The sequence below is a fragment of the Streptomyces armeniacus genome (assembly GCF_003355155.1).
In the GTDB taxonomy this organism is placed as follows: Bacteria; Actinomycetota; Actinomycetes; order Streptomycetales; family Streptomycetaceae; genus Streptomyces; species Streptomyces armeniacus.
In genome coordinates this window covers 2,366,524-2,385,395 of sequence record NZ_CP031320.1, presented here as the reverse complement: position 1 = coordinate 2,385,395, position 18,872 = coordinate 2,366,524, and the positions used below count along the sequence as shown (strand labels likewise).

Sequence of the window (18,872 nt, the reverse complement as noted above, 5' to 3'; positions counted from 1 at the left end):
CCGTACGGAGGCGCCCCACGCTCCCGTACGGAGGTGCGGGGCGGCACCGTACGGAGGCACCGCGCGGCGCCGTACGGGAGCGCAACCCCCCTTGTGAAGGCGCGCACAAGGGGGTCATAACATGGCCTCGTGCCGAACCTCCTCGAAATCGCGCGGAACCCCATCGCGTACACCGCCGCCCGCTGGACGCCGACCCAGCGCACGCTGGAGCGCGCCACGCTGTCGTCCGTCGTGATGAGCGTGGTCATCGTGGTGACCGGCGGCGCCGTACGCCTCACGGGCTCCGGGCTCGGCTGCGAGACCTGGCCCAAGTGCGGCGAGGACAGCCTCACGGCCACGGCGGAGATGGGCATTCACGGTGCCATCGAGTTCGGCAACCGCATGCTCACGTACGTCCTGTGCGCCGCCGTCGGCTGGGCGATCGTCGCCGCGCGCTCCGCGAAGCCCGCGCGTACGGAGCTCAGCAGGCTCGCCTGGGCGCAGTTCTGGCTCGTCGCGGCGAACGGCATCATCGGCGGCGTCACCGTGCTGACGGAGCTCAACCCGTACACCGTCGCCGGGCACTTCCTGCTCGCCATGACGCTGCTCAGCGTCTCCACCGTCACGTGGCTGCGCGCCCGCGAGGGGGACGAGCGGCCGCGCCCGCTGGTCGGCAAGGCCGTGAAGCAGCTGGTGGCCGGGCTGACGGCGGCCGGCTTCGCGCTGGTCGCGATGGGCACCGTCGTCACGGGTTCCGGCCCGCACGCGGGCGACAGCAGCGATGTGCCGCGCATGCCCGTCGACGAGCAGCTGGCGGCGCAGCTGCACGCGGGACTCGCCTGGGTGGTGGTGGCGCTGACCCTGGCGCTGTGGCTCGTACTGCGCGCGTTCGACGCACCGGTCGGCCCCAGGGCGCGTACGCGTGAACTGTTCCTGGTGCTGCTCTCGCAGGGTGTGATCGGTTACGTGCAGTACTTCACGGAGCTGCCCGAAGTCCTCGTCGGGCTGCACCTGTTCGGCTCCACGCTGGTCTGGATCGCCGTACTCCGGCTGATCCTGTCGCTGCGCGAACGGGGGCTGCCGGAGGCTCCGGCCGTCCCCGCCCAGGCCACCGCCGGTGCTCAGCCGGTGGCCGCCTCGAGCGGGTAAGGGCGGGCCGCCTCGCCGCCCGGCGCGGGCTCCAGGCCGTACACGTGGCGGGCGTTGCCGTGCGCGAGCTGCCGCGCGATGCGTACGGCCTCCGCGTGCGAACAGGCGCCGCTCTCCGTCCAGCGGGCCAGCAGCCGCTCCGTGCGCGCCACGAAGCGCCGCGCGGCGACCACGTACAGCTCGGGCAACGCCCACGCGTCGCTGGAGAACAGCAGCTTCCCGGACGGCGCCTCCGCCAGCGTCTGCTCCGGCCAGGGCCCGGCATCGGCGTACACGTGTGGGAACTCCGCGGCGAGTTGCGCCCCCGTACGGTGGTGCGGCGCGCGCGGCAGCAGCACGATCCGCGCCCCGAGCCCGCCGGTCGCGTACAGGAACGGCCGCAGCCGCGCGGGATCCGCGCAGTGCAGCTGCACGGGGCGGCCGGTGGTGAGCGCCGCCCACAACAGGTGCCGTACGAGGGCGGGTTCGTCGGGGACAGGCGCGTGCGGTCCGTACGGTGCGCACTGTCCGTACGGCGCGGGGGTGCCGCGTGTGGGCGCCGTCCCCGTACGGTCCGGGTCCGGGTCCGCCGTACGCGCGGCACGTGCCCGCAGCCAGCGCCCCGCCGCGCGGCGCACCTCGTACGGGGTGGGTGCCGACCCCTCGTGGAAGGCGCCGCCCGAGACGAACGCCACCGCGTGCGACGCGGTGTGCAGGGCCTCGGCGACGTTGCCGAGGAACGCGTTGACGGAGCCCGAGGTGTCGGCGACCTGCGCGGCGAGCTCGCGCAGCGACACCGCCTCCCGGGCGCGGCCCAGGGCGGCGAGCCCGAGTTCGGCGGGGGTCATGGGCACGTCGCGCGTGCCCGCGGGAGCGCCGACAGGCATGACGTTCGTACCGGCCACGCCGGCGGGCGCCGCGCTGGTGTCCGTCACGAAGGCGCCGATGCCGCTGCCGCGCAGCAGCGCGCGGGTGGCGGCGTACGCGCCCAGCTCGCGGCGGCGCGCGAGGTAGTGCACCGGCGGGCAGTGCGCCGGCAGCCCCAGCAGGGGCGGGCACCAGCGGCGCAGGTCGCGGCCGAGCCCGCTGTCGAAGTGGCTGCTGCCGCGCGGCGGCGTACCACCGTGCGCACCGGCGACGGCGGCGAGATACGCCTCGAACGAGCCGATGCCCAGCTCGCCGTGGAGCACACCGCGGCCGTACTGGTCCGTGAGCGGCGTACGGCACAGGAACGGATCGCCGCGGCGCGCGTCTGCGGCGCCGCCGCCTGTGTCTGTGACGCCTGTGCCGTGTGCACCGCGTGTGCCGCGTGTGCTGCTTGTGGCGTCTGCCGGGTCTGCCGGGCCTGCCGGAGCCGTCACTTCCACCGCGCTCATCCCGTACCTCCGCACCGGCCGCTGCCCGTCCTTGTCCGCCGTGGCCGACGGCCACAAGGACTAACGCCTCCGGGCAAGTTGAGTGTCGCGCCGTGTGTGATCGGTCTCGCCCGCGGCGGCAGGCATCGCCAGCGCGGGATACCCGCCGGTAGCATCCTGTGCATGGCAGACACACAGCAGGCCGACGACGACGCGGCGGCCACGACCCCGTCCGGCGGCAGCGACAGCGGAACCGGCAGCGACCGGGACGCACGCCGTACGGCCCGCCTCGCCAAGCGGATCTCCGCGTTCGCGGCGTCACACGGCGGCAGCGCGGACGGCCAGATCGCGTACCTGGGCCAGCGGGGCGTCCGCCTCGTACTCGTCGCGCAGGACGGCACGTGGGGCGACCTGGTGGCCCCGTCCCGCACCCAGGCCGAACAGGCCGCGGCACGGGCGGGGATCACCCTGCACGACACGTTCGACGGCGAACTGGCGGAGAAGGTCCACACGGGCCCGTACGAGTGGTCCCGCATGGCAGGCATCCAGCTCGGCGGCCCGCCGAACGCGTAGCGGGCGCCCCCGCCTCACGTAAGACCCGCGCACCGTCCCCATGCCGCCGGACCCACACCACGGTGGCCGCTCACCGCTGCGGCGGAAAGACCCGCCCGGCCTCAGCCCTCGCTCATAGCCGCCCCTGGGCGCCCAGGGCGCCCACGACACGGACAGCTCACGCACCCGGGCGGCGCAGCCGCCCCGGGGCACGGCGCCGCCCGCAACCCGCGCCGCGCAGCGGCGCATCCCTCCCGCCGCCACAGCGCGCAACCACCGCGAAAACAGGGTCCGGCGGCCTCAACGACGGCCGCAGCCAGAACGTACGGCCGTCGCCAAGGGCTCAGCGGAGGAACGGGTCGATCGCCACGGCGACGAACAGCACGGACACGTACGTGATCGACCAGTGGAAGAGCCGCATCTCCTTGAGTTTGGCTCCCGTGGCCCCGGACTTGGCGCGCGACTGGAGACCGTGTGCCTCCTTGAGCCACCACGCGCCGGCGAGGCCCGCGACCACCGGGTAGAACCAGCCGACGTAGCCCAGCGGCCACAGGGCCAGGGAGACGGCGACCATCACCCAGCTGTAGAGGACGATCTGCCGGGACACGGCCGCGTTCGAGGCGATCACCGGCAGCATCGGAACGCCGACGCGGGCGTAGTCCTCCTTGACCTTCATGGACAGCGGCCAGTAGTGCGGCGGCGTCCAGAAGAACATGACGAGGAAGAGGACGACGGCGGCCCAGCTGACCTCGTTCTTCACCGAGGACCAGCCGATGAGGACGGGCATGCAGCCCGCGATGCCGCCCCAGACGATGTTCTGCGACGTGCGCCGCTTGAGGATCATCGTGTAGACGATCACGTAGAAGAGCAGCGCGCCGAGGGCGAGCCAGGCGGAGAACCAGTTGACGAGCAGGCCGAGCCACAGGGTGGAGCCGACGGCGAGCGCGATGCCGAACACGAGGCCCTCGCGCGGGCTGACCATGCCGGTCACGAGCGGGCGCTGCGACGTGCGGTGCATGAGCGCGTCGATGTCGCGGTCGAGGTACATGTTGAGCGCGTTGGCGCCGCCCGCCGAGAGGTAGCCGCCGACGCAGGTGGCGAGCACCAGCCACAGGTCGGGCACGCCCTGGGCGGCGAGGAACATCACCGGGATGGTGGTGATCAGCAGCAGTTCGATGATGCGCGGCTTGGTCAGCGCGACGAACGCCTTGATCCTGGCACCGAGCGGCCGGTGGACGGTGCTGTGGTCGAGCACCCCCGCGGGACGGGATTCGACGGCCGTCACGAACACCCCTGATCACGTCATAAACATGCGAGTCCCGGACGTGAAGGTCCGGTGAAGGCTCGCGCTTACCACGCCACTTTAGTCGTTGGCCATGATCGCCCCGTCCCGGGGGTCCTCCTCCGCTCGCCGTGTTGGCCGCGGCGCGCCCCGCCCCGTTCCCACCGCCGGTTCCACCGGCGTGACGCACGAGGCCAGGCGCGAGGCCGTACGGCGGCAGCGACGGTTCCGGAATCCGGGCGCCGGTCCCGGAATGCCACGGGGCTCCCGCGGAACGGCCCGCGGGAATGCCACTCGTCCCGATCCGGTTGCCCAAGGCGTCGGGTGACCACTCCGCGAACACCCGGAGGAGCGGTCGCCCGGCAAAGGTACGCTCGACACCGCCGGTGTGCCGTCCGTCACCGGCATCCGACATGCGGAGAGGAGCCCTGACCCAGGGTGAGCACCATGCCGACCACCACAGATCTCGACTGGACCGAACTGGACCAGCGGACCGTGGATACCGTCCGAGTCCTGGCCATGGATTCCGTGCAGAAGGTCGGCAACGGCCACCCCGGCACGGCGATGAGCCTGGCACCCGCCGCCTATCTGGTGTTCCAGAAGCTGATGCGGCACGACCCGACGGATCCCGACTGGACCGGCCGAGACCGTTTCGTGCTCTCGGTCGGCCATTCCAGCCTGACGCTCTACATCCAGCTGTATCTCGCGGGATACGGGCTGGAGTTGGACGACCTCAAGGCTTTCCGCACCTGGGGCAGCCGCACCCCCGGGCACCCCGAGCACGGGCACACGGCGGGCGTCGAGACGACCACCGGGCCGCTCGGCCAGGGCGTCGCCAACGCCGTCGGGATGGCCATGTCCGCCCGTTACGAGCGCGGCCTGTTCGACCCGGACGCCGCCCCCGGCACGTCCCCGTTCGACCACACCATCTGGACCTTCGCGGGCGACGGCGACCTCCAGGAGGGCATCTCCGCCGAGGCGTCCTCGCTGGCCGGCCACCAGAAGCTGGGCAACCTCGTGCTGCTGTGGGACGACAACCACATCTCCATCGAGGGCGACACCAAGGTCGCGATCTCCGAGGACACCGTGGCCCGCTACGAGGCGTACGGCTGGCACGTGCAGCGTGTCGACCCGCTGCCCAGCGGCGACCTGGACCCGGCGGCGCTGCACGCGGCGATGAAGGCCGCGCAGGCGGAGACGGAGCGCCCGTCGTTCGTCGCCGTCCGCTCGATCATCGCCTGGCCCGCGCCGAACGCGCAGAACACGGGCGCCTCGCACGGCTCCGCGCTCGGTGCCGAGGAGGTCGCAGCGACCAAGCGCGTCCTCGGCTTCGACGAGGACAAGTCGTTCCAGGTGGACGACGAGGTCCTCGCGCACGCCCGCGAGGCCGTGGACCGGGGCCGCGAGGCGCGCGCGGAGTGGGAGAAGCAGTTCGCCGCCTGGCGTTCCCGCGACCCGCAGCGCGCCGCCGAGTACGACCGCATCCGCGCGGGCGAGCTGCCGCAGGGCTGGGAGGAGAAGCTGCCCACGTTCGAGCCCGGCAAGGATGTCGCGACGCGCAAGGCGTCCGGCGCCGTGCTGAAGGCGCTCGGCCCGGTCATCCCCGAGCTGTGGGGCGGCTCCGCCGACCTCGCCGGCTCGAACAACACCACGTTCGCGGACACCTCGTTCCTGCCCGAGGGCAACAACGCGCCGGGCGCCGACCCGTACGGCCGTACGATCCACTTCGGCATCCGGGAACACGCCATGGCCGCCGCCATGAACGGCATCGCCCTGCACGGCAACACCCGCATCTACGGCGGCACCTTCCTCACCTTCTCCGACTACATGCGGAACTCGGTGCGGCTGGCCGCCCTGATGAAGGCGCCCGTCACGCACGTGTGGACGCACGACTCCATCGGCCTCGGCGAGGACGGCCCGACCCACCAGCCGGTCGAGCACCTGGCCGCGCTGCGCGCCATCCCGGGCCTGAACATCGTGCGGCCCGCGGACGCGAACGAGACCGCCATCACCTGGGCCGAGATCCTCAAGCGGTACGCCCGCAACCCGGCCCCGCACGGCCTGGCCCTCACCCGGCAGAACGTGCCGACGTACGAGGCCAACGAGCTCGCCGCCCGCGGCGGTTACGTGCTGGCCGAGGCCGAGGGCGGCAAGCCCGAGGTGATACTGATCGGCACCGGCTCCGAGGTGCAGCTCGCCGTCGAGGCACGGGAGCGGCTGCAGGCGCAGGGCGTGCCCGCGCGCGTGGTCTCGATGCCGTGCGTGGAGTGGTTCGAGGAGCAGGACCAGGGGTACCGCGACAGTGTCCTGCTGCCGCGGGTCAGGGCGCGCGTGGCGGTCGAGGCCGGCGTCGGGCTGACCTGGCACCGGTACGTGGGCGACGCCGGCCGCGTCGTCTCCCTCGAGCACTACGGCGCCTCCGCCGACTACGAGACTCTCTACCGCGAGTACGGCATCACCTCCGAGGCGGTCGCGCTGGCCGCCAAGGAGTCACTGGAAGCCGCCGCACGCTGACGCCCGTACCACACCAGTAGGAGATGCAACCCATGACAGACGCACTCAAGCGCCTCTCCGACGAAGGCGTCGCGATCTGGCTGGACGACCTGTCGCGCAAGCGCATCACATCCGGTGACCTCGGCGAGCTGCTCGACGAGCAGCACGTCGTGGGGGTCACCACCAACCCGACGATCTTCCAGAAGGCGATCTCGTCCGGTGACGGGTACGAGGACCAGCTGACGGATCTCGCGGCCCGCCGCGTGACCGTCGAAGAGGCCGTCCGCATGATCACGACGGCCGACGTACGCGACGCCTGCGACATCCTGCGGCCGCTGTTCGACGCGACCGGCGGCCGGGACGGCCGGGTGTCGATCGAGGTCGACCCGCGCCTGGCGCACAACACGAAGGCCACGGTCGCCGAGGCCAAGCAGCTCGCGTGGCTGGTGGACCGGCCGAACGCGTTCATCAAGATCCCCGCCACCAAGGCGGGCCTGCCGGCCATCACCGAGGTGATCGCCACCGGCATCAGCGTCAACGTCACGCTGATCTTCTCGCTCGAGCGGTACCGCGAGGTGATGGACGCCTACCAGGCGGGTCTGGAGAAGGCCGACGCCAAGGGCCTGGACCTGAAGGCGATCCACTCGGTGGCGTCGTTCTTCGTCTCCCGTGTCGACACCGAGATCGACAAGCGGCTCGACGAGCTCGGCACCGACGCGGCCAAGGGCCTCAAGGGCAAGGCGGCGGTGGCCAACGCGCGCCTGGCCTACCAGGCGTACGAGCAGGTCACCGGCGCCGACCGGTGGCAGAAGCTGGCCGGCAGGGGCGCCAACACGCAGCGCCCGCTGTGGGCGTCGACCGGCGTGAAGGACCCGGCATACCCGGACACCCTCTACGTCACCGAGCTGGTCGCCCCGAACACGGTGAACACCATGCCGGAGGCCACCCTCCAGGCCACCGACGACCACGGCGAGATCACCGGCGACACCGTGCGCGGCACGTACGAGCAGTCGCAGGCCGAGCTGGACGCCCTGGCCGAGGCCGGCATCAGCTACGACGACGTGGTGCAGGTGCTCGAGGACGAGGGCGTCGAGAAGTTCGCGTCGTCCTGGAACGACCTCCTGGCCTCGACCGAGGCGGAGCTGGCACGCCGCGCGCCGAAGGAGGCGTAACCGACCGTGAGCAGCGCGGCGAACCCGCTGCGTGACGCCCAGGACCGGCGGCTCCCGCGTATCGCGGGGCCGTCGGGCCTGGTGATCTTCGGCGTCACGGGCGACCTGTCACGTAAGAAGCTGATGCCCGCGGTCTACGACCTCGCGAACCGCGGGCTCCTTCCGCCGGGCTTCTCGCTCGTCGGCTTCGCCCGCCGGGACTGGGAGCACGAGGACTTCGCGCAGGTCGTGCACGACGCCGTGAAGGAGCACTCGCGTACGCCGTTCCGCGAGGAGGTCTGGCAGCAGCTGGCCGAGGGCATGCGCTTCGTGCCGGGCGTCTTCGACGACGACGAGGCGTTCCGGCGGCTGAAGACGACCATCGAGGAGCTCGACAAGTCCCGTGGCACGGGCGGGAACTTCGCGTTCTATCTGTCGGTGCCGCCGAAGTTCTTCCCCAGCGTCGTCTCGCAGCTCAAGAAGCACGGGCTGTCCGACGCGCAGCCCGGCTCCTGGCGCCGGGCGGTCATCGAGAAGCCCTTCGGGCACGACCTGGAGAGCGCCCGCGAGCTGAACTCCGTGGTGCACGAGGTCTTCCGGCCCAGCGAGGTCTTCCGCATCGACCACTACCTCGGCAAGGAGACCGTCCAGAACATCCTGGCGCTGCGCTTCGCGAACACGCTGTTCGAGCCGCTGTGGAACCGGTCGTACGTGGACCACGTGCAGATCACCATGGCCGAGGACATCGGCATCGGCGGCCGCGCCGGGTATTACGACGGCATCGGCTCCGCCCGGGACGTCATCCAGAACCACCTCCTCCAGCTGCTGGCACTGACCGCGATGGAGGAGCCCACCTCGTTCGACGCGAAGGCGCTCGTCGCCGAGAAGCTCAAGGCGCTGACCGCCGTACGGCTGCCGGACGATCTGGCCCGGCACACCGTCCGCGGGCAGTACGCGGCGGGCTGGCAGGGCGGCGTGAAGGTGCCCGGCTATCTCGACGAGGAGGGCATCGACCCCGAGTCGAAGACCGACACCTACGCCGCGATCAAGCTCGAGATCGACAACCGGCGCTGGGCAGGTGTCCCGTTCTATCTGCGTACGGGCAAGCGGCTGGGCCGCCGCGTCACCGAGATCGCGGTGGTCTTCCAGCGCGCCCCGCACTCACCGTTCGGCGCCACCGACACCCAGGAGCTGGGGCAGAACGCGCTGGTGATCCGGGTGCAGCCGGACGAGGGGGTGACGATCCGGTTCGGCTCCAAGGTGCCCGGCACGCAGATGGAGATCCGGGACGTGACGATGGACTTCGCGTACGGCGAGTCGTTCACGGAGTCCAGCCCGGAGGCGTACGAGCGGCTGATCCTCGACGTTCTGCTCGGCGACGCGAACCTCTTCCCGCGGCACCAGGAGGTGGAGCGTTCCTGGGAGATCCTCGACCCGATCGAGGAGCACTGGGACACGCACGGAAAGCCCGAGCAGTACGCGGCGGGGACCTGGGGTCCCGCGGCCGCGGACGAGATGCTCGCGCGCGACGGACGGAGCTGGCGGCGGCCATGAACATCGACCTCACGGACACCACGTCCAGCCAGATCAACTCGGCCCTGGTCAAGGCCCGCCGGGCGAGCGGTTCGCCGGCCATCGGCATGGTGCTCACGCTCGTCATCGTCACCGACGAGGGCAACCACTACGACGCGCTCAAGGCGGCGGGCGAGGCGTCCAAGGAGCATCCGTCGCGGATCCTCGTGGTCGTACGCCGGCCGGGCCGCTCCCCGCGCGACCGCGCGAAGGCGCGGCTGGACGCCGAGGTCCGGATGGGCGGCGGCGGTGCCGGAGCGGGCGAGACGGTGCTGCTGCGGCTCCACGGCGAGCTGGCGGCGCACGCGTACAGCGTGGTCCTGCCGCTGCTGCTGCCGGACGCGCCGGTGGTCGTCTGGTGGCCCGAGGACGCGCCGGAGAAGCCGTCCGACGACCTGCTGGGCACGCTCGCACAGCGGCGTATCACCGACGCCGCCGCCACCGAGGACCCGGAGGCGGCGCTGGTGCTGCGCGCGGAGACGTACGCGCCCGGCGACACGGACCTGGCCTGGACGCGCATCACGCCGTGGCGGAGCGTGCTGGCCGCGGCGCTGGACCAGAAGCACACGGAGATCACCGGCGCGACGGTGGAGGGCGAGGAGTACAACCCGTCCACCGAACTGCTGGCCCTCTGGCTCGCCGAACGGCTGAGCGTCCCGGTGGAGCGCGACGTCTCCGACGGGCCGGGCATCACGGCCGTACGGCTGATGACGGCTGACGGCGTGATCTGCCTCGACCGTGCCGACGGCTCGCTGGCCGAACTGGCCGTGCCGGGGCAGCCGGACCGGCACGTGGCGCTGCAGCGGCGTTCGACGGCGGAGCTGATCGCGGAGGAGCTGCGGCGGCTGGACCCGGACGAGGCGTATGAGCAGGCCGTACGGTTCGGTGGCGGCGGCGCGGGGACTGGGACTGGCGGTGTGAAGCAGGCCGGGGTCACGCAGGGCGGCGTCAAGCAGGCGGCGGCGAAGAAGCCGACCGCGCAGGCTGCCGCGAAGAAGGGCGCCGCCCGTACGTCCGCGAAGGCGGACGCGGCGGAGCCCGAGGCGGAGCCCGACGGCACGCAGCCCGCCGAGCGGGACGGGGCCGAGCCGAACGGGGCGGGCCCGAAGTGACCACCACCCCGCAGGTCGTGGTCCACCGCGACAAGGACGAGCTGGCGCAGGCGGCCGCGGCCCGGCTGATCACCACCGTCGTCGAGGCGCAGACGGCGCGCGGCACCGCGTCCGTCGTGCTGACCGGCGGCCGCAACGGCAACGCCCTGCTGGCCGCCGTCGCCGCCTCGCCCGCCCGTTCCTCCGTCGACTGGTCGCGGCTGGACCTGTGGTGGGGCGACGAGCGGTATCTGCCGGACGGCGATCCGGAACGGAACGTCACCCAGGCGACGGAGACGCTCCTCGCCTCCGTCCCCCTGGACCCCGCCCGCGTCCACCCCATGCCGGCGTCGGACGGCGCGCACGCGGGCGACGTGGACGCGGCGGCGGAGGCGTACGCCGCCGAACTGGCCGCCGCCGCCCGCCCGGAGGACCACGCCCCGGTCCCCGCGTTCGACGTGCTGCTGCTGGGCGTCGGCCCGGACACACACGTCGCGTCGCTGTTCCCGGAGCACCCGGGCGTACGGGAGACGGAGCGCGCCGTCGTCGGCGTCCACGGCGCACCCAAGCCCCCGCCCACCCGTGTCTCCCTCACCCTGCCCGCGATCCGCGCCGCCCGCGAGGTCTGGCTGCTGGCCGCGGGCGCGGACAAGGCGCAGGCGGCGGCGATGGCCCTGTCCGGAGCGGGCGAGATCCAGGCCCCGGCCGCCGGCGCGTACGGCACCGCCCGCACCCTCTGGCTTCTCGACAGCCTCGCCGCCGCCCAACTCCCCCGCGGCCTCTACCCGCCGGCCTCTCCCTGACGCCCGTACGGGCCTGCTGCGGGTTCGGTGCTCAGCGCCCGGCGACGTACGCCGTCAGCTGCGCCATGTTGGCCGTGAAGGCGGACGTGGTGATCCCCTCGACGGGCTCCCGCGGGACGTACGGCGGCTCCTCGGGCGGTGTACGCGGGTCGTAGGGCGAGGTGTCGTACAGGTCGCCGACGTGCCGGCTCATGTACGCCCTCCCGTCGTACGGGGTCGCCGGTGCCGGGCCGCGGTACGGGTTGGTGACCGTCTCCAGGGGCGACAGCCAGTGGTCGCGGTCGCCGAGCCCGTCCACCAGCCCGGCCGCCTCCTCGTCGCCGACCTCGGGCACCGGCACGGTGGCGTCCCGGAACAGGTCGTCGAGGGTGAGGTCGCGGAAGGTGAACCAGCGCGGCAGCGCTGTCCGGCCCTTCGCGGCCAGCGGTGAACGGGCCTTCAGATCCGCCACCTCGCCGGGCGTCAGCGCCATCAGGCTCTCGTACGTGCGCCGCAGCGCCGCCGTGTCCACGGACCGGCCGCCGGAGTAGTGGCTGAGCGTGTCGCGGTGGTCGTGGTCGTGGTAGTAGGCGCCGTTGCGGATGTTGGAGCCGAAGCGGTGCACGAACCGGGCCCGGTTGCTGCCCAGTTCGACGAACGTGGGGTGTGTACGGGAGGCGAGCAGCGGATTCTCGGCCTTCTGCCGGTCCGTCAGCGCGCAGCTCTCCAGCCAGGCGACGGCCTCCGGTACACGCCGCAGGAAGGCGTGGTCGCCGGTGAGCCGGAAGTAGGCGAACAGCTGCTGGACGTTGGTCTGCGTGGTGTGCGTGGCCAGCGCCCGCGGCTCGTACGAGCGCGCGCCCGCCGGTGCCCCCGCGGGCCTGCCGCGCGCGGGCCGCGCGAGGTGCTGGAGCGCCCATCCGGCCTGCGGCCCCGGCTGCTGCATGCGGTGCAGGCAGGCCATCGCGCGGCGCACCGGCCGTACGAGGTCCGTGCGGCCCAGCGTGTTCACGCACATCAGCAGGAACTTGATGTTCTCGCCCAGCACGTCGTCGTTGAACGTGACGTGGCGGGTGTAGTCGCCGTCCTCCATGCCGTGCCGGATGTCGGACGGCAGCCACGGCGGTACGTGCTCGGGCCACGGCATCCGGCTGACCGACCCGCGGAACGCGGGGAAGCGCTGCGGCCAGCCCCCGTCGGCGACACCGCCGCGCTGCTGCGCCCTGAGCAGGAACGTGATCACGCGGTCCAGCGCCCTGCCGATGCGCGGTTCGCGGCGCTCCAGGTAGAGGCGGAGCAGCAGTTGGGCGGCGGTGGAGGTGCCGGCGTCGTCGAAGGTGGCGTTGGGGTAGTGGTGCTGGAACTCCTCCAGCCGCCACCCGTTCGCCCCGACCGTCTCGTACCAGCCGCGCAGGGCGTCCTCGCCCGCGAAGTCGTGCACGTAGTTCCAGCCGCCGACGGGGAGTTGGGCGGCGGCGAGCGCCAGGCCGGTGCGTTCGGCGGCGCGGTAGCAGCCCTCGTCGCCTCCCGCGTGGTAAGCGTCGAGCAGCGCGTGCCCCACCGAGGGCGTACCGGGCGGCTGCACCCAGCACATGGTGCGGCGGGCCTCCATCTCGCCCCAGCTCTGCGAGAGATCGGGCAGATAGCTCCACACGTAGCCTCCTCGGTAGGAGACGTGTTCATCCATGAAGACGGCGGCCCGCCTCAACGCGTCGGCCGCCCCGGCTCTGCCGGTCGCGGCGGCGACCGGGTGTGCTGTCGGGCTTGCCGTTGTGCGGGCGGGGCGCGGGGCGGCGTGTGCGGCACCGGTCTGGGCGCTGACCAGGCCCGCGGCGGCGGGAGCCAGGGCGAGGCGGGCGAACGTACGGCGGTTCAGGGACATGCGCATCGGGCAATGCCTCCATTCCGGGGTCGACGCGGAGTGCGTCGCTGTCCTGACTACTACGCCTGGGCGCGCTGACCAATGAGTCAGACACAAGAATATTTTTCTCCTATGTGAACGAGGGTCGCTCCACACGTAGTTCGGCCCACACGTCCTTCCCCGGGGCCCCCTCGCGGGCCACGCTGCCCCAGCGGTCGGCGAGTTGCGCCACGAGGTACAGCCCGCGCCCGGACTCACCGTCGAGGCGCGGGGCCTCGGGAATCTCCCCGACCGCCGGAAGCACCCCCTCCGTACGCGTGTCCGCGACCTCGACACGCAACGTCTCGCCGCCGCGCACCCCGCTGCCGATGAGCCGTACGCGGAAGTCCCGCCCCCGCACGCGCCCGTGGCGCACGGCGTTCGCGCTCAGCTCGGCGGTGATGAGGGCCAGCGTCTCGTTCGGCGGGGAGTCGTACGGGTAGCCCCACTCGCAGAGCCGCTGCGCGACGAGGTGGCGCGCGAGGCGCGCGCCGCGCGGGGTGGAGGTGAACTGCATCCGGAACTCCCGGACGTGGGCGGGGTGCACGAGCGGCTGCGGGAGGCTGCGGGGCCTGCGGGGCGGGGCCTGGTGATCGGTTCATGGGAGTACGGTCGCGGCGCCCACCCGCCGCTGACCAGCCACAACGCACTGACCGAAACACGCTGTACGCGGGGGCCCACTCGTACGGGGTCAACCGCCCGGTTCGCGGTACGCGCTGTACGCGCGCGGGTCATTCTTGTACGCGGCGCGGGGCGTAACCGGCCCTGCGACGGCACCCGTTGGCCGCCCGTACGGGGGTGCCGGAGCGTACGTACGGAAGGTGCGGGGCCATGGGAGCCGTGGAGGACCGACAGCAGCAGCCGGAGCAGGGCGCCGAGCCCGGAACGGGCATCCTGCACGTCTTCGGCCAGCAGTTGAAGCTGTGCCGGGCGCGGGCGGGCCTGGAGCGGCCGGAGTTCGGCTCGCTCACGGGGTACTCGGCGTCGACCATCGCCTCGTTCGAGCAGGGCCGCCGCATTCCGTCCCCGCAGTTCATCGACAAGGCGGACGAGGTACTCGACGCGGGCGGCCTGCTGCGGGCGAGCAAGGACGAGGTGGCCCGCGCGCAGTACCCGGCGTTCTTCCGCGACGCGGCACGGCTGGAGACACAGGCGGTCGAACTCCACGTCTACGCCACGCAGGCCGTCCCGGGCCTGCTGCAGACGGAGGACTACGCGCGGGCGGTGTTCGAGATGTGGCGGCCGTTCCTCGACGAGGAGACCATCGAGCAGCGCGTGGAGGCCCGTATGGCACGGCACGAGATCTTCGTTCGTCGGCCCACCCCGCACCTGAGCTTCGTCGTGGAAGAGGCGATCCTGCACCGGCACCTCGGCGGCGAAGCGGTCTGGCGAGGCCAGCTGGAGCAGTTGCTCCTTGCCGGGCAGCGACGGAACCTCGAAATCCAGGTGATGCCGCTGGTGCGTCAGGAGCATGCTGGGCTTGCTGGCCCCTTCACCTTGATCGAGGACCGGAATGGGCAGAGGATCGCGTATACGGAAGTCCAGGGGGACAGCCGCGTACACACGGAGCGCGGCAAGGTCCGGGAACTGGAAGCCGCGTACGGGATTCTCCGGGCGCAGGCCCTGACCCCGGACGAGTCCCTTGCCCTGATCGAGAAGAGGCTGGGAGACCTATGAGCGGCGTGAAGGCCGAGCGGACCGACCGCGGTCCGAGCTGGCGCAAGAGCAGCTACAGCGCCGGGAACGGCGGCGAGTGCGTGGAGATCGCCACTTGCCCCGGCACCGTCCACGTACGGGACTCCAAGAACGCGAGCGGACCCATACTCTCCGTACCCGACACCCCCTGGACAGCCTTCCTCCGCTTCGCCGCCCGGCGCTGAACCGCCCGTCCGGCGGCGCGCGGATTCATCTGAAGAGGTTGGGAGAGAGATGAACGTCGAAGCGCCTGTGCAGCACGTGCCCGAGTCCGCCTGGCACAAGAGCAGCTACAGCAGCGGCGAGGGGGGCGAGTGCGTGGAGATCGCCACATGCCCCGGCACCGTCCACGTACGGGACTCCAAGAACGCGAGCGGACCCATACTCTCCGTACCCGACACCCCCTGGACCGCCTTCCTCCGCTTCGCCGCCCGGCACTGAGCGGCGGCGCGCGCCCGTCGGCGCTTCTATACGATGGCGTACAGAGGCACCTCAGCCAGCCCACTCAGCCCGTCCGGCGTTTGAGGACGGGCCCCGGCCCGCCCCCGGGCCGCGTTCGGCGTGCGAGGCGGTGACCGCCCACCGGCGGTTGCCGCAAGGCGCGGGCTGAGGACACGGGTGGCGAGGGACAGAGGAGCGATCATGGCGGTGGCTCGTACTCCGCGGCACGCGTGGATCTCAGCGGGCCTGCGGGCGCTCGGGGCCGGGGGCCCCGATGCCGTACGGGTCGAGGCGCTCGCGCAGGCCCTCGGGGTCACCAAGGGCGGCTTCTACGGGTACTTCAGCGACCGCGGTGCCCTGCTCGGCGAGATGCTGGACCGCTGGGAGCGCGACGTCACCGACGATCTGATCGCGCGCGTCGAGGCGGAGGGCGGTGACGCGCGGGACCGGCTGCGGCTGCTGTACGAGATCGCCGACACCGGCGAGGGGCTCGCCACGGACATCACGACCGATCTGGCGATCCGCGACTGGGCGCGGCGCGACACGGCGGTCGCCGAGCGCCTGCGGCGAGTCGACAACCGCCGTATGGAGTACCTGCGTTCGCTGTTCCGCGCCTTCTGCGACGACGAGGGTGAGGTCGAGGCGCGCTGCTTCATCGCGTTCTCGCTGTACCTCGGCTCCCACTTCGTGAGCGTCGACCACGGCGCCTTCAGCCGCGAGGACGTGCTGCGGCTGACGAACAAGTGGCTGCTCGACGCCCGTACGGACTGACCCGCGCAGCCAACGGAACACGGTGGCCCCGGCGGACGCGCGTACGTCCGCCGGGGCCACCCCGAACCGGCACAACCGGAAGAACCGGCCGAACCGGCCGAACCGGCCGAACCGGCCGAAGGGCTTACTTGATGCCCAGCACCTGCTCCAGCGGGTCGATCGCGAAGTAGACCGCGAACAGCGCCGCGGTCCCCCACAGCAGCCAGTGCACCTCGCGGGCCTTGCCCAGGAACGCCTTGATGACGACGTAGGCGATGAAGCCGGCGCCGATGCCGTTGGTGATGGAGTACGTGAACGGCATGACGACGATCGTCAGGAACGCCGGGACGGCCAGCTCGTAGCGGTCCCAGTCGATGTGCTTGACCTGCGTCATCATCAGGAAGCCGACCGCGACCAGCGCGGGCGACGCGGCCTGCAGCGGCACGATGGTCAGCACGGGCGTGAGGAAGAGGGCCAGCGCGAAGAGTCCGCCGGTGACGAGGCTGGCGAAGCCCGTACGGGCACCCTCGCCGACACCCGCGGCCGACTCGATGTACGTGGTGGAGGACGACGAGGAGGACGCGCCACCGGCGACCGCCGCCGCGCCGTCGATCAGCAGGACGCGGCCGAGGCCGGGGACCTGCCCGCGCTCGTCGAGGAGTCCGGCTTCGGCGGTGACGCCGACGACGGTGCCCATGGTGTCGAAGAAGTCGGACAGGATGAGCGTGAAGACGAGCAGGACGACGGTCAGGACGCTGACTTCCCCGAACGAGCCGAACAGGGAGAAGTCGCCCAGCAGCCCGAAGTCGGGGGAGGCGACGGGCTTGTCGGGCAGGCTCGGCGAGGTCACACCCCACGACTTGACGTCGGCGATCTCGTTGATCGCGACGGCCAGGACGGTCATCATGACGATGCTGATCAGGATGGCGCCCTTGACCTTGCGGGCCAGCAGCACGATCGTCACGAGCACGCCGACGCAGAACACGAGCATCGGCCAGCCGGTGAGCGTGCCGGTGCCGAGCTGGACGGGCACGGTGGTGTTCGCGGCGTCGGGGATACGGGTGACGAAACCGGCGTCCACGAAGCCGATGAAGGCGATGAACAGGCCGATGCCGACGCTGATGGCCTGCTTGAGCGGCTGCGGGATGGCGTGCATGACGGCTTCACGCAGACCGGTCATCACCAGTACGCAGATCAGCAGGCCCTCGAGCACGATGAGGCCCATCGCGTCGTCCCAGCTCATCTGGGGGGCGACCTGGAAGGCGACGACGGCGTTGATGCCGAGTCCCGCGGCGAGGGCGAGCGGCAGATTGCCGCCCACGCCCATGATCACGGTCATCACGGCGGCCACCAGCGCGGTGGCGGTGGCCAGTTGGGTGGCATCCAGCTGATTGCCGAACTTGTCCTCGGCGCTGCCGAGGATGATCGGGTTGAGCACCAGGATGTACGCCATGGTGAAGAACGTGGCGAGTCCGCCGCGTATCTCCCGGCTGTATGTCGAACCGCGTTCGGTGATGCGGAAGAACCGGTCGAGCGGGCCTCCCGTTCTGACCGGCGGCGGCGCGTCTGCCGGGCTTGTCGTGCTGGTCTGCATATCTGCGTCTCCTGGGCCTACCGTTGTGAGGGGGAAAGCTCCGGGCGCCGCCGAAAGCGTCTGACAGGTGTGCGGACAACGCCAGGTGGCACCTCGCGAGCGGATCATACGCGGCACAGCGCGATTCACAATTGTGTTCGGGTATCCCCTAGTTAACGGCTTAGAGTCGGTCCCTGTCGGTTTCTACGAAATCCGCGGCGACCTATCCCGCAAAACGGGATGCAGGCGACAGAGCCCATGGAGTTGCCGTTGGGAACTCCTTACTCTCTGCCCGTGCATCCACCGATCCCCTTCAACGCGCGCGCCGCCCGCACCCTGCGCGAGAGACTTGGGATGGCCCCGGGTCACGTCGCGTACGGCATGCGCGCCTCGTACGGCATGACGCACGTTTCCCCCGACCACATCACCGCCTGGGAACAGGGTGCCGCTCACCCCACGGCCAACGAACTCGCCGCGCTGGCGGGCGCCTTGTGGTGCGCGCCCGGCGAACTCATGGGCCGCCCCCGCACCTTGCTCGAACACCGTCTGGCCCGCGGAATAGCCGCCGAGGACCTCGCCCGCATAACCGGTGTTCCGCTCGACGCCTACCTCCGGATGGAGGAGTCGGGGCAGTGGACAGGCAACAAACAGCAGTCCGCCAACCTCGGCAAGGTGCTCGGACTGCCGCCGCGCGACTTCATCGCCGTCACCGGCCTCGAGGAGGAACTCGCCCGCCTCCTCACCGAGGCCGTCACCACCCGCTGGCAGGCCCATGCCCGCGCCATCGCGAAACTCGTCTCCATGGACCGCCGCGACCTGCAGGAACCGTTGAAGGCGATGCAGAGCGAGTACCAGATCCTGATGGCCGCCACCCTCAGCCGAGCCAGCGGAACGACTGCTTCCGGAGAGGAGGGACGCCGGTACATCGACAACATCGTCGACCGCTTCTGGGCCCAATTCCCGGAACACTAGGAAGTTTCCGGCGAAGTGAACGAGTCGGGGCGCGGCAGTAAACGGGCGGTGCCGCCCCTGACTTCAGACAACGGATATGTGAGCGCTTCCAGTGAATCACCGAAGCGCGCCGCACAATTCCCTTGCCACGACCTGAACATTCCGGCGTTGTCCGGC

At 71.6% G+C, this 18,872-nt stretch carries 17 protein-coding genes; 12 read left to right on the top strand and 5 right to left on the bottom strand.

From position 1 onward, the window contains the following. Window positions 1–129: 129 nt before the first annotated feature. Window positions 130–1,128: a COX15/CtaA family protein gene (locus DVA86_RS10375; RefSeq protein WP_208877604.1), complete on the top strand. Its 999-nt coding sequence runs from the start codon at window positions 130–132 to the stop codon at window positions 1,126–1,128. On the opposite strand, the gene DVA86_RS10370 is transcribed toward DVA86_RS10375, so the two are convergent. Next, a complete protein-coding gene (locus DVA86_RS10370; protein WP_245996474.1) occupies window positions 1,101–2,297 on the bottom strand; it encodes an amidohydrolase in 1,197 nt (398 codons plus the stop codon). The genes DVA86_RS10375 and DVA86_RS10370 overlap by 28 nt on opposite strands. 348 nt (window positions 2,298–2,645) lie before the next feature. On the opposite strand from DVA86_RS10370, the gene DVA86_RS10365 reads away from it, so the two are divergent. Then, complete coding sequence (locus DVA86_RS10365) at window positions 2,646–3,035, top strand: hypothetical protein (RefSeq protein ID WP_208877603.1); 390 nt, start codon at window positions 2,646–2,648, stop codon at window positions 3,033–3,035. A 322-nt stretch (window positions 3,036–3,357) separates the two neighbouring features. Here DVA86_RS10365 and DVA86_RS10360 read toward each other — a convergent pair whose 3' ends face one another. Further along, window positions 3,358–4,299 (bottom strand): heme o synthase, encoded by a 942-nt coding sequence (locus DVA86_RS10360; protein ID WP_208877602.1) that lies wholly within the window; start codon window positions 4,297–4,299, stop codon window positions 3,358–3,360. Window positions 4,300–4,734: 435 nt separating this feature from the next. Between DVA86_RS10360 and tkt the strand changes: the two genes are divergently transcribed. The 5 genes from tkt to pgl are packed head-to-tail and all read left to right on the top strand — an operon-like array spanning window position 4,735 to window position 11,406. Continuing rightward, window positions 4,735–6,810, top strand: a complete 2,076-nt coding sequence (gene tkt / locus DVA86_RS10355; protein ID WP_208877600.1) for a transketolase — start codon at window positions 4,735–4,737, stop codon at window positions 6,808–6,810. 32 nt (window positions 6,811–6,842) lie between these two features. Next, window positions 6,843–7,961 (top strand): transaldolase, encoded by a 1,119-nt coding sequence (tal, locus tag DVA86_RS10350; protein WP_208877598.1) that lies wholly within the window; start codon window positions 6,843–6,845, stop codon window positions 7,959–7,961. 6 nt (window positions 7,962–7,967) lie between these two features. After that, on the top strand, window positions 7,968–9,494 hold the full coding sequence (zwf, locus tag DVA86_RS10345) for a glucose-6-phosphate dehydrogenase (RefSeq protein ID WP_208877597.1): 1,527 nt from the start codon (window positions 7,968–7,970) through the stop codon (window positions 9,492–9,494). Then, window positions 9,491–10,624 (top strand): glucose-6-phosphate dehydrogenase assembly protein OpcA, encoded by a 1,134-nt coding sequence (gene opcA, locus DVA86_RS10340; RefSeq protein WP_208877596.1) that lies wholly within the window; start codon window positions 9,491–9,493, stop codon window positions 10,622–10,624. The genes zwf and opcA overlap by 4 nt, the downstream gene beginning before the upstream one ends. Further along, the gene (pgl, locus tag DVA86_RS10335; RefSeq protein WP_208877594.1) at window positions 10,621–11,406 is read left to right on the top strand and encodes a 6-phosphogluconolactonase; all 786 of its coding nucleotides are present in this window, start codon (window positions 10,621–10,623) and stop codon (window positions 11,404–11,406) included. The genes opcA and pgl overlap by 4 nt, the downstream gene beginning before the upstream one ends. 31 nt (window positions 11,407–11,437) lie before the next feature. On the opposite strand, the gene DVA86_RS10330 is transcribed toward pgl, so the two are convergent. Beyond that, window positions 11,438–13,273 carry a pectate lyase gene (locus tag DVA86_RS10330; protein ID WP_222623310.1) on the bottom strand — a complete coding sequence of 612 codons (1,836 nt, stop codon included), beginning with the start codon at window positions 13,271–13,273 and terminating at the stop codon, window positions 11,438–11,440. A 103-nt stretch (window positions 13,274–13,376) separates the two neighbouring features. Beyond that, on the bottom strand, window positions 13,377–13,832 hold the full coding sequence (locus DVA86_RS10325) for an ATP-binding protein (protein WP_281279275.1): 456 nt from the start codon (window positions 13,830–13,832) through the stop codon (window positions 13,377–13,379). A 293-nt stretch (window positions 13,833–14,125) separates the two neighbouring features. On the opposite strand from DVA86_RS10325, the gene DVA86_RS10320 reads away from it, so the two are divergent. The 4 genes from DVA86_RS10320 (at window position 14,126) to DVA86_RS10305 (ending at window position 16,192) form a co-directional block, all read left to right on the top strand. Next, window positions 14,126–14,962, top strand: a complete 837-nt coding sequence (locus DVA86_RS10320) for a helix-turn-helix domain-containing protein (protein WP_208884576.1) — start codon at window positions 14,126–14,128, stop codon at window positions 14,960–14,962. Further along, entirely contained in the window at window positions 14,959–15,165 is a 207-nt protein-coding gene (locus DVA86_RS10315; protein WP_208877592.1) for a DUF397 domain-containing protein, read from the top strand. Before DVA86_RS10320 ends, DVA86_RS10315 begins: the two co-directional genes overlap by 4 nt. 49 nt (window positions 15,166–15,214) lie before the next feature. Further along, window positions 15,215–15,421, top strand: coding sequence for a DUF397 domain-containing protein (locus tag DVA86_RS10310; RefSeq protein WP_208877590.1), 207 nt, complete (start codon window positions 15,215–15,217; stop codon window positions 15,419–15,421). Between the two features lie 201 nt (window positions 15,422–15,622). Next, window positions 15,623–16,192, top strand: a complete 570-nt coding sequence (locus DVA86_RS10305) for a TetR/AcrR family transcriptional regulator (protein ID WP_208877589.1) — start codon at window positions 15,623–15,625, stop codon at window positions 16,190–16,192. A 124-nt stretch (window positions 16,193–16,316) separates the two neighbouring features. On the opposite strand, the gene DVA86_RS10300 is transcribed toward DVA86_RS10305, so the two are convergent. Beyond that, window positions 16,317–17,765 (bottom strand): NCS2 family permease, encoded by a 1,449-nt coding sequence (locus DVA86_RS10300; RefSeq protein ID WP_208877588.1) that lies wholly within the window; start codon window positions 17,763–17,765, stop codon window positions 16,317–16,319. A 273-nt stretch (window positions 17,766–18,038) separates the two neighbouring features. Between DVA86_RS10300 and DVA86_RS10295 the strand changes: the two genes are divergently transcribed. After that, window positions 18,039–18,716, top strand: coding sequence for a helix-turn-helix domain-containing protein (locus DVA86_RS10295; RefSeq protein ID WP_245996473.1), 678 nt, complete (start codon window positions 18,039–18,041; stop codon window positions 18,714–18,716). Window positions 18,717–18,872 lie beyond the last annotated feature (156 nt).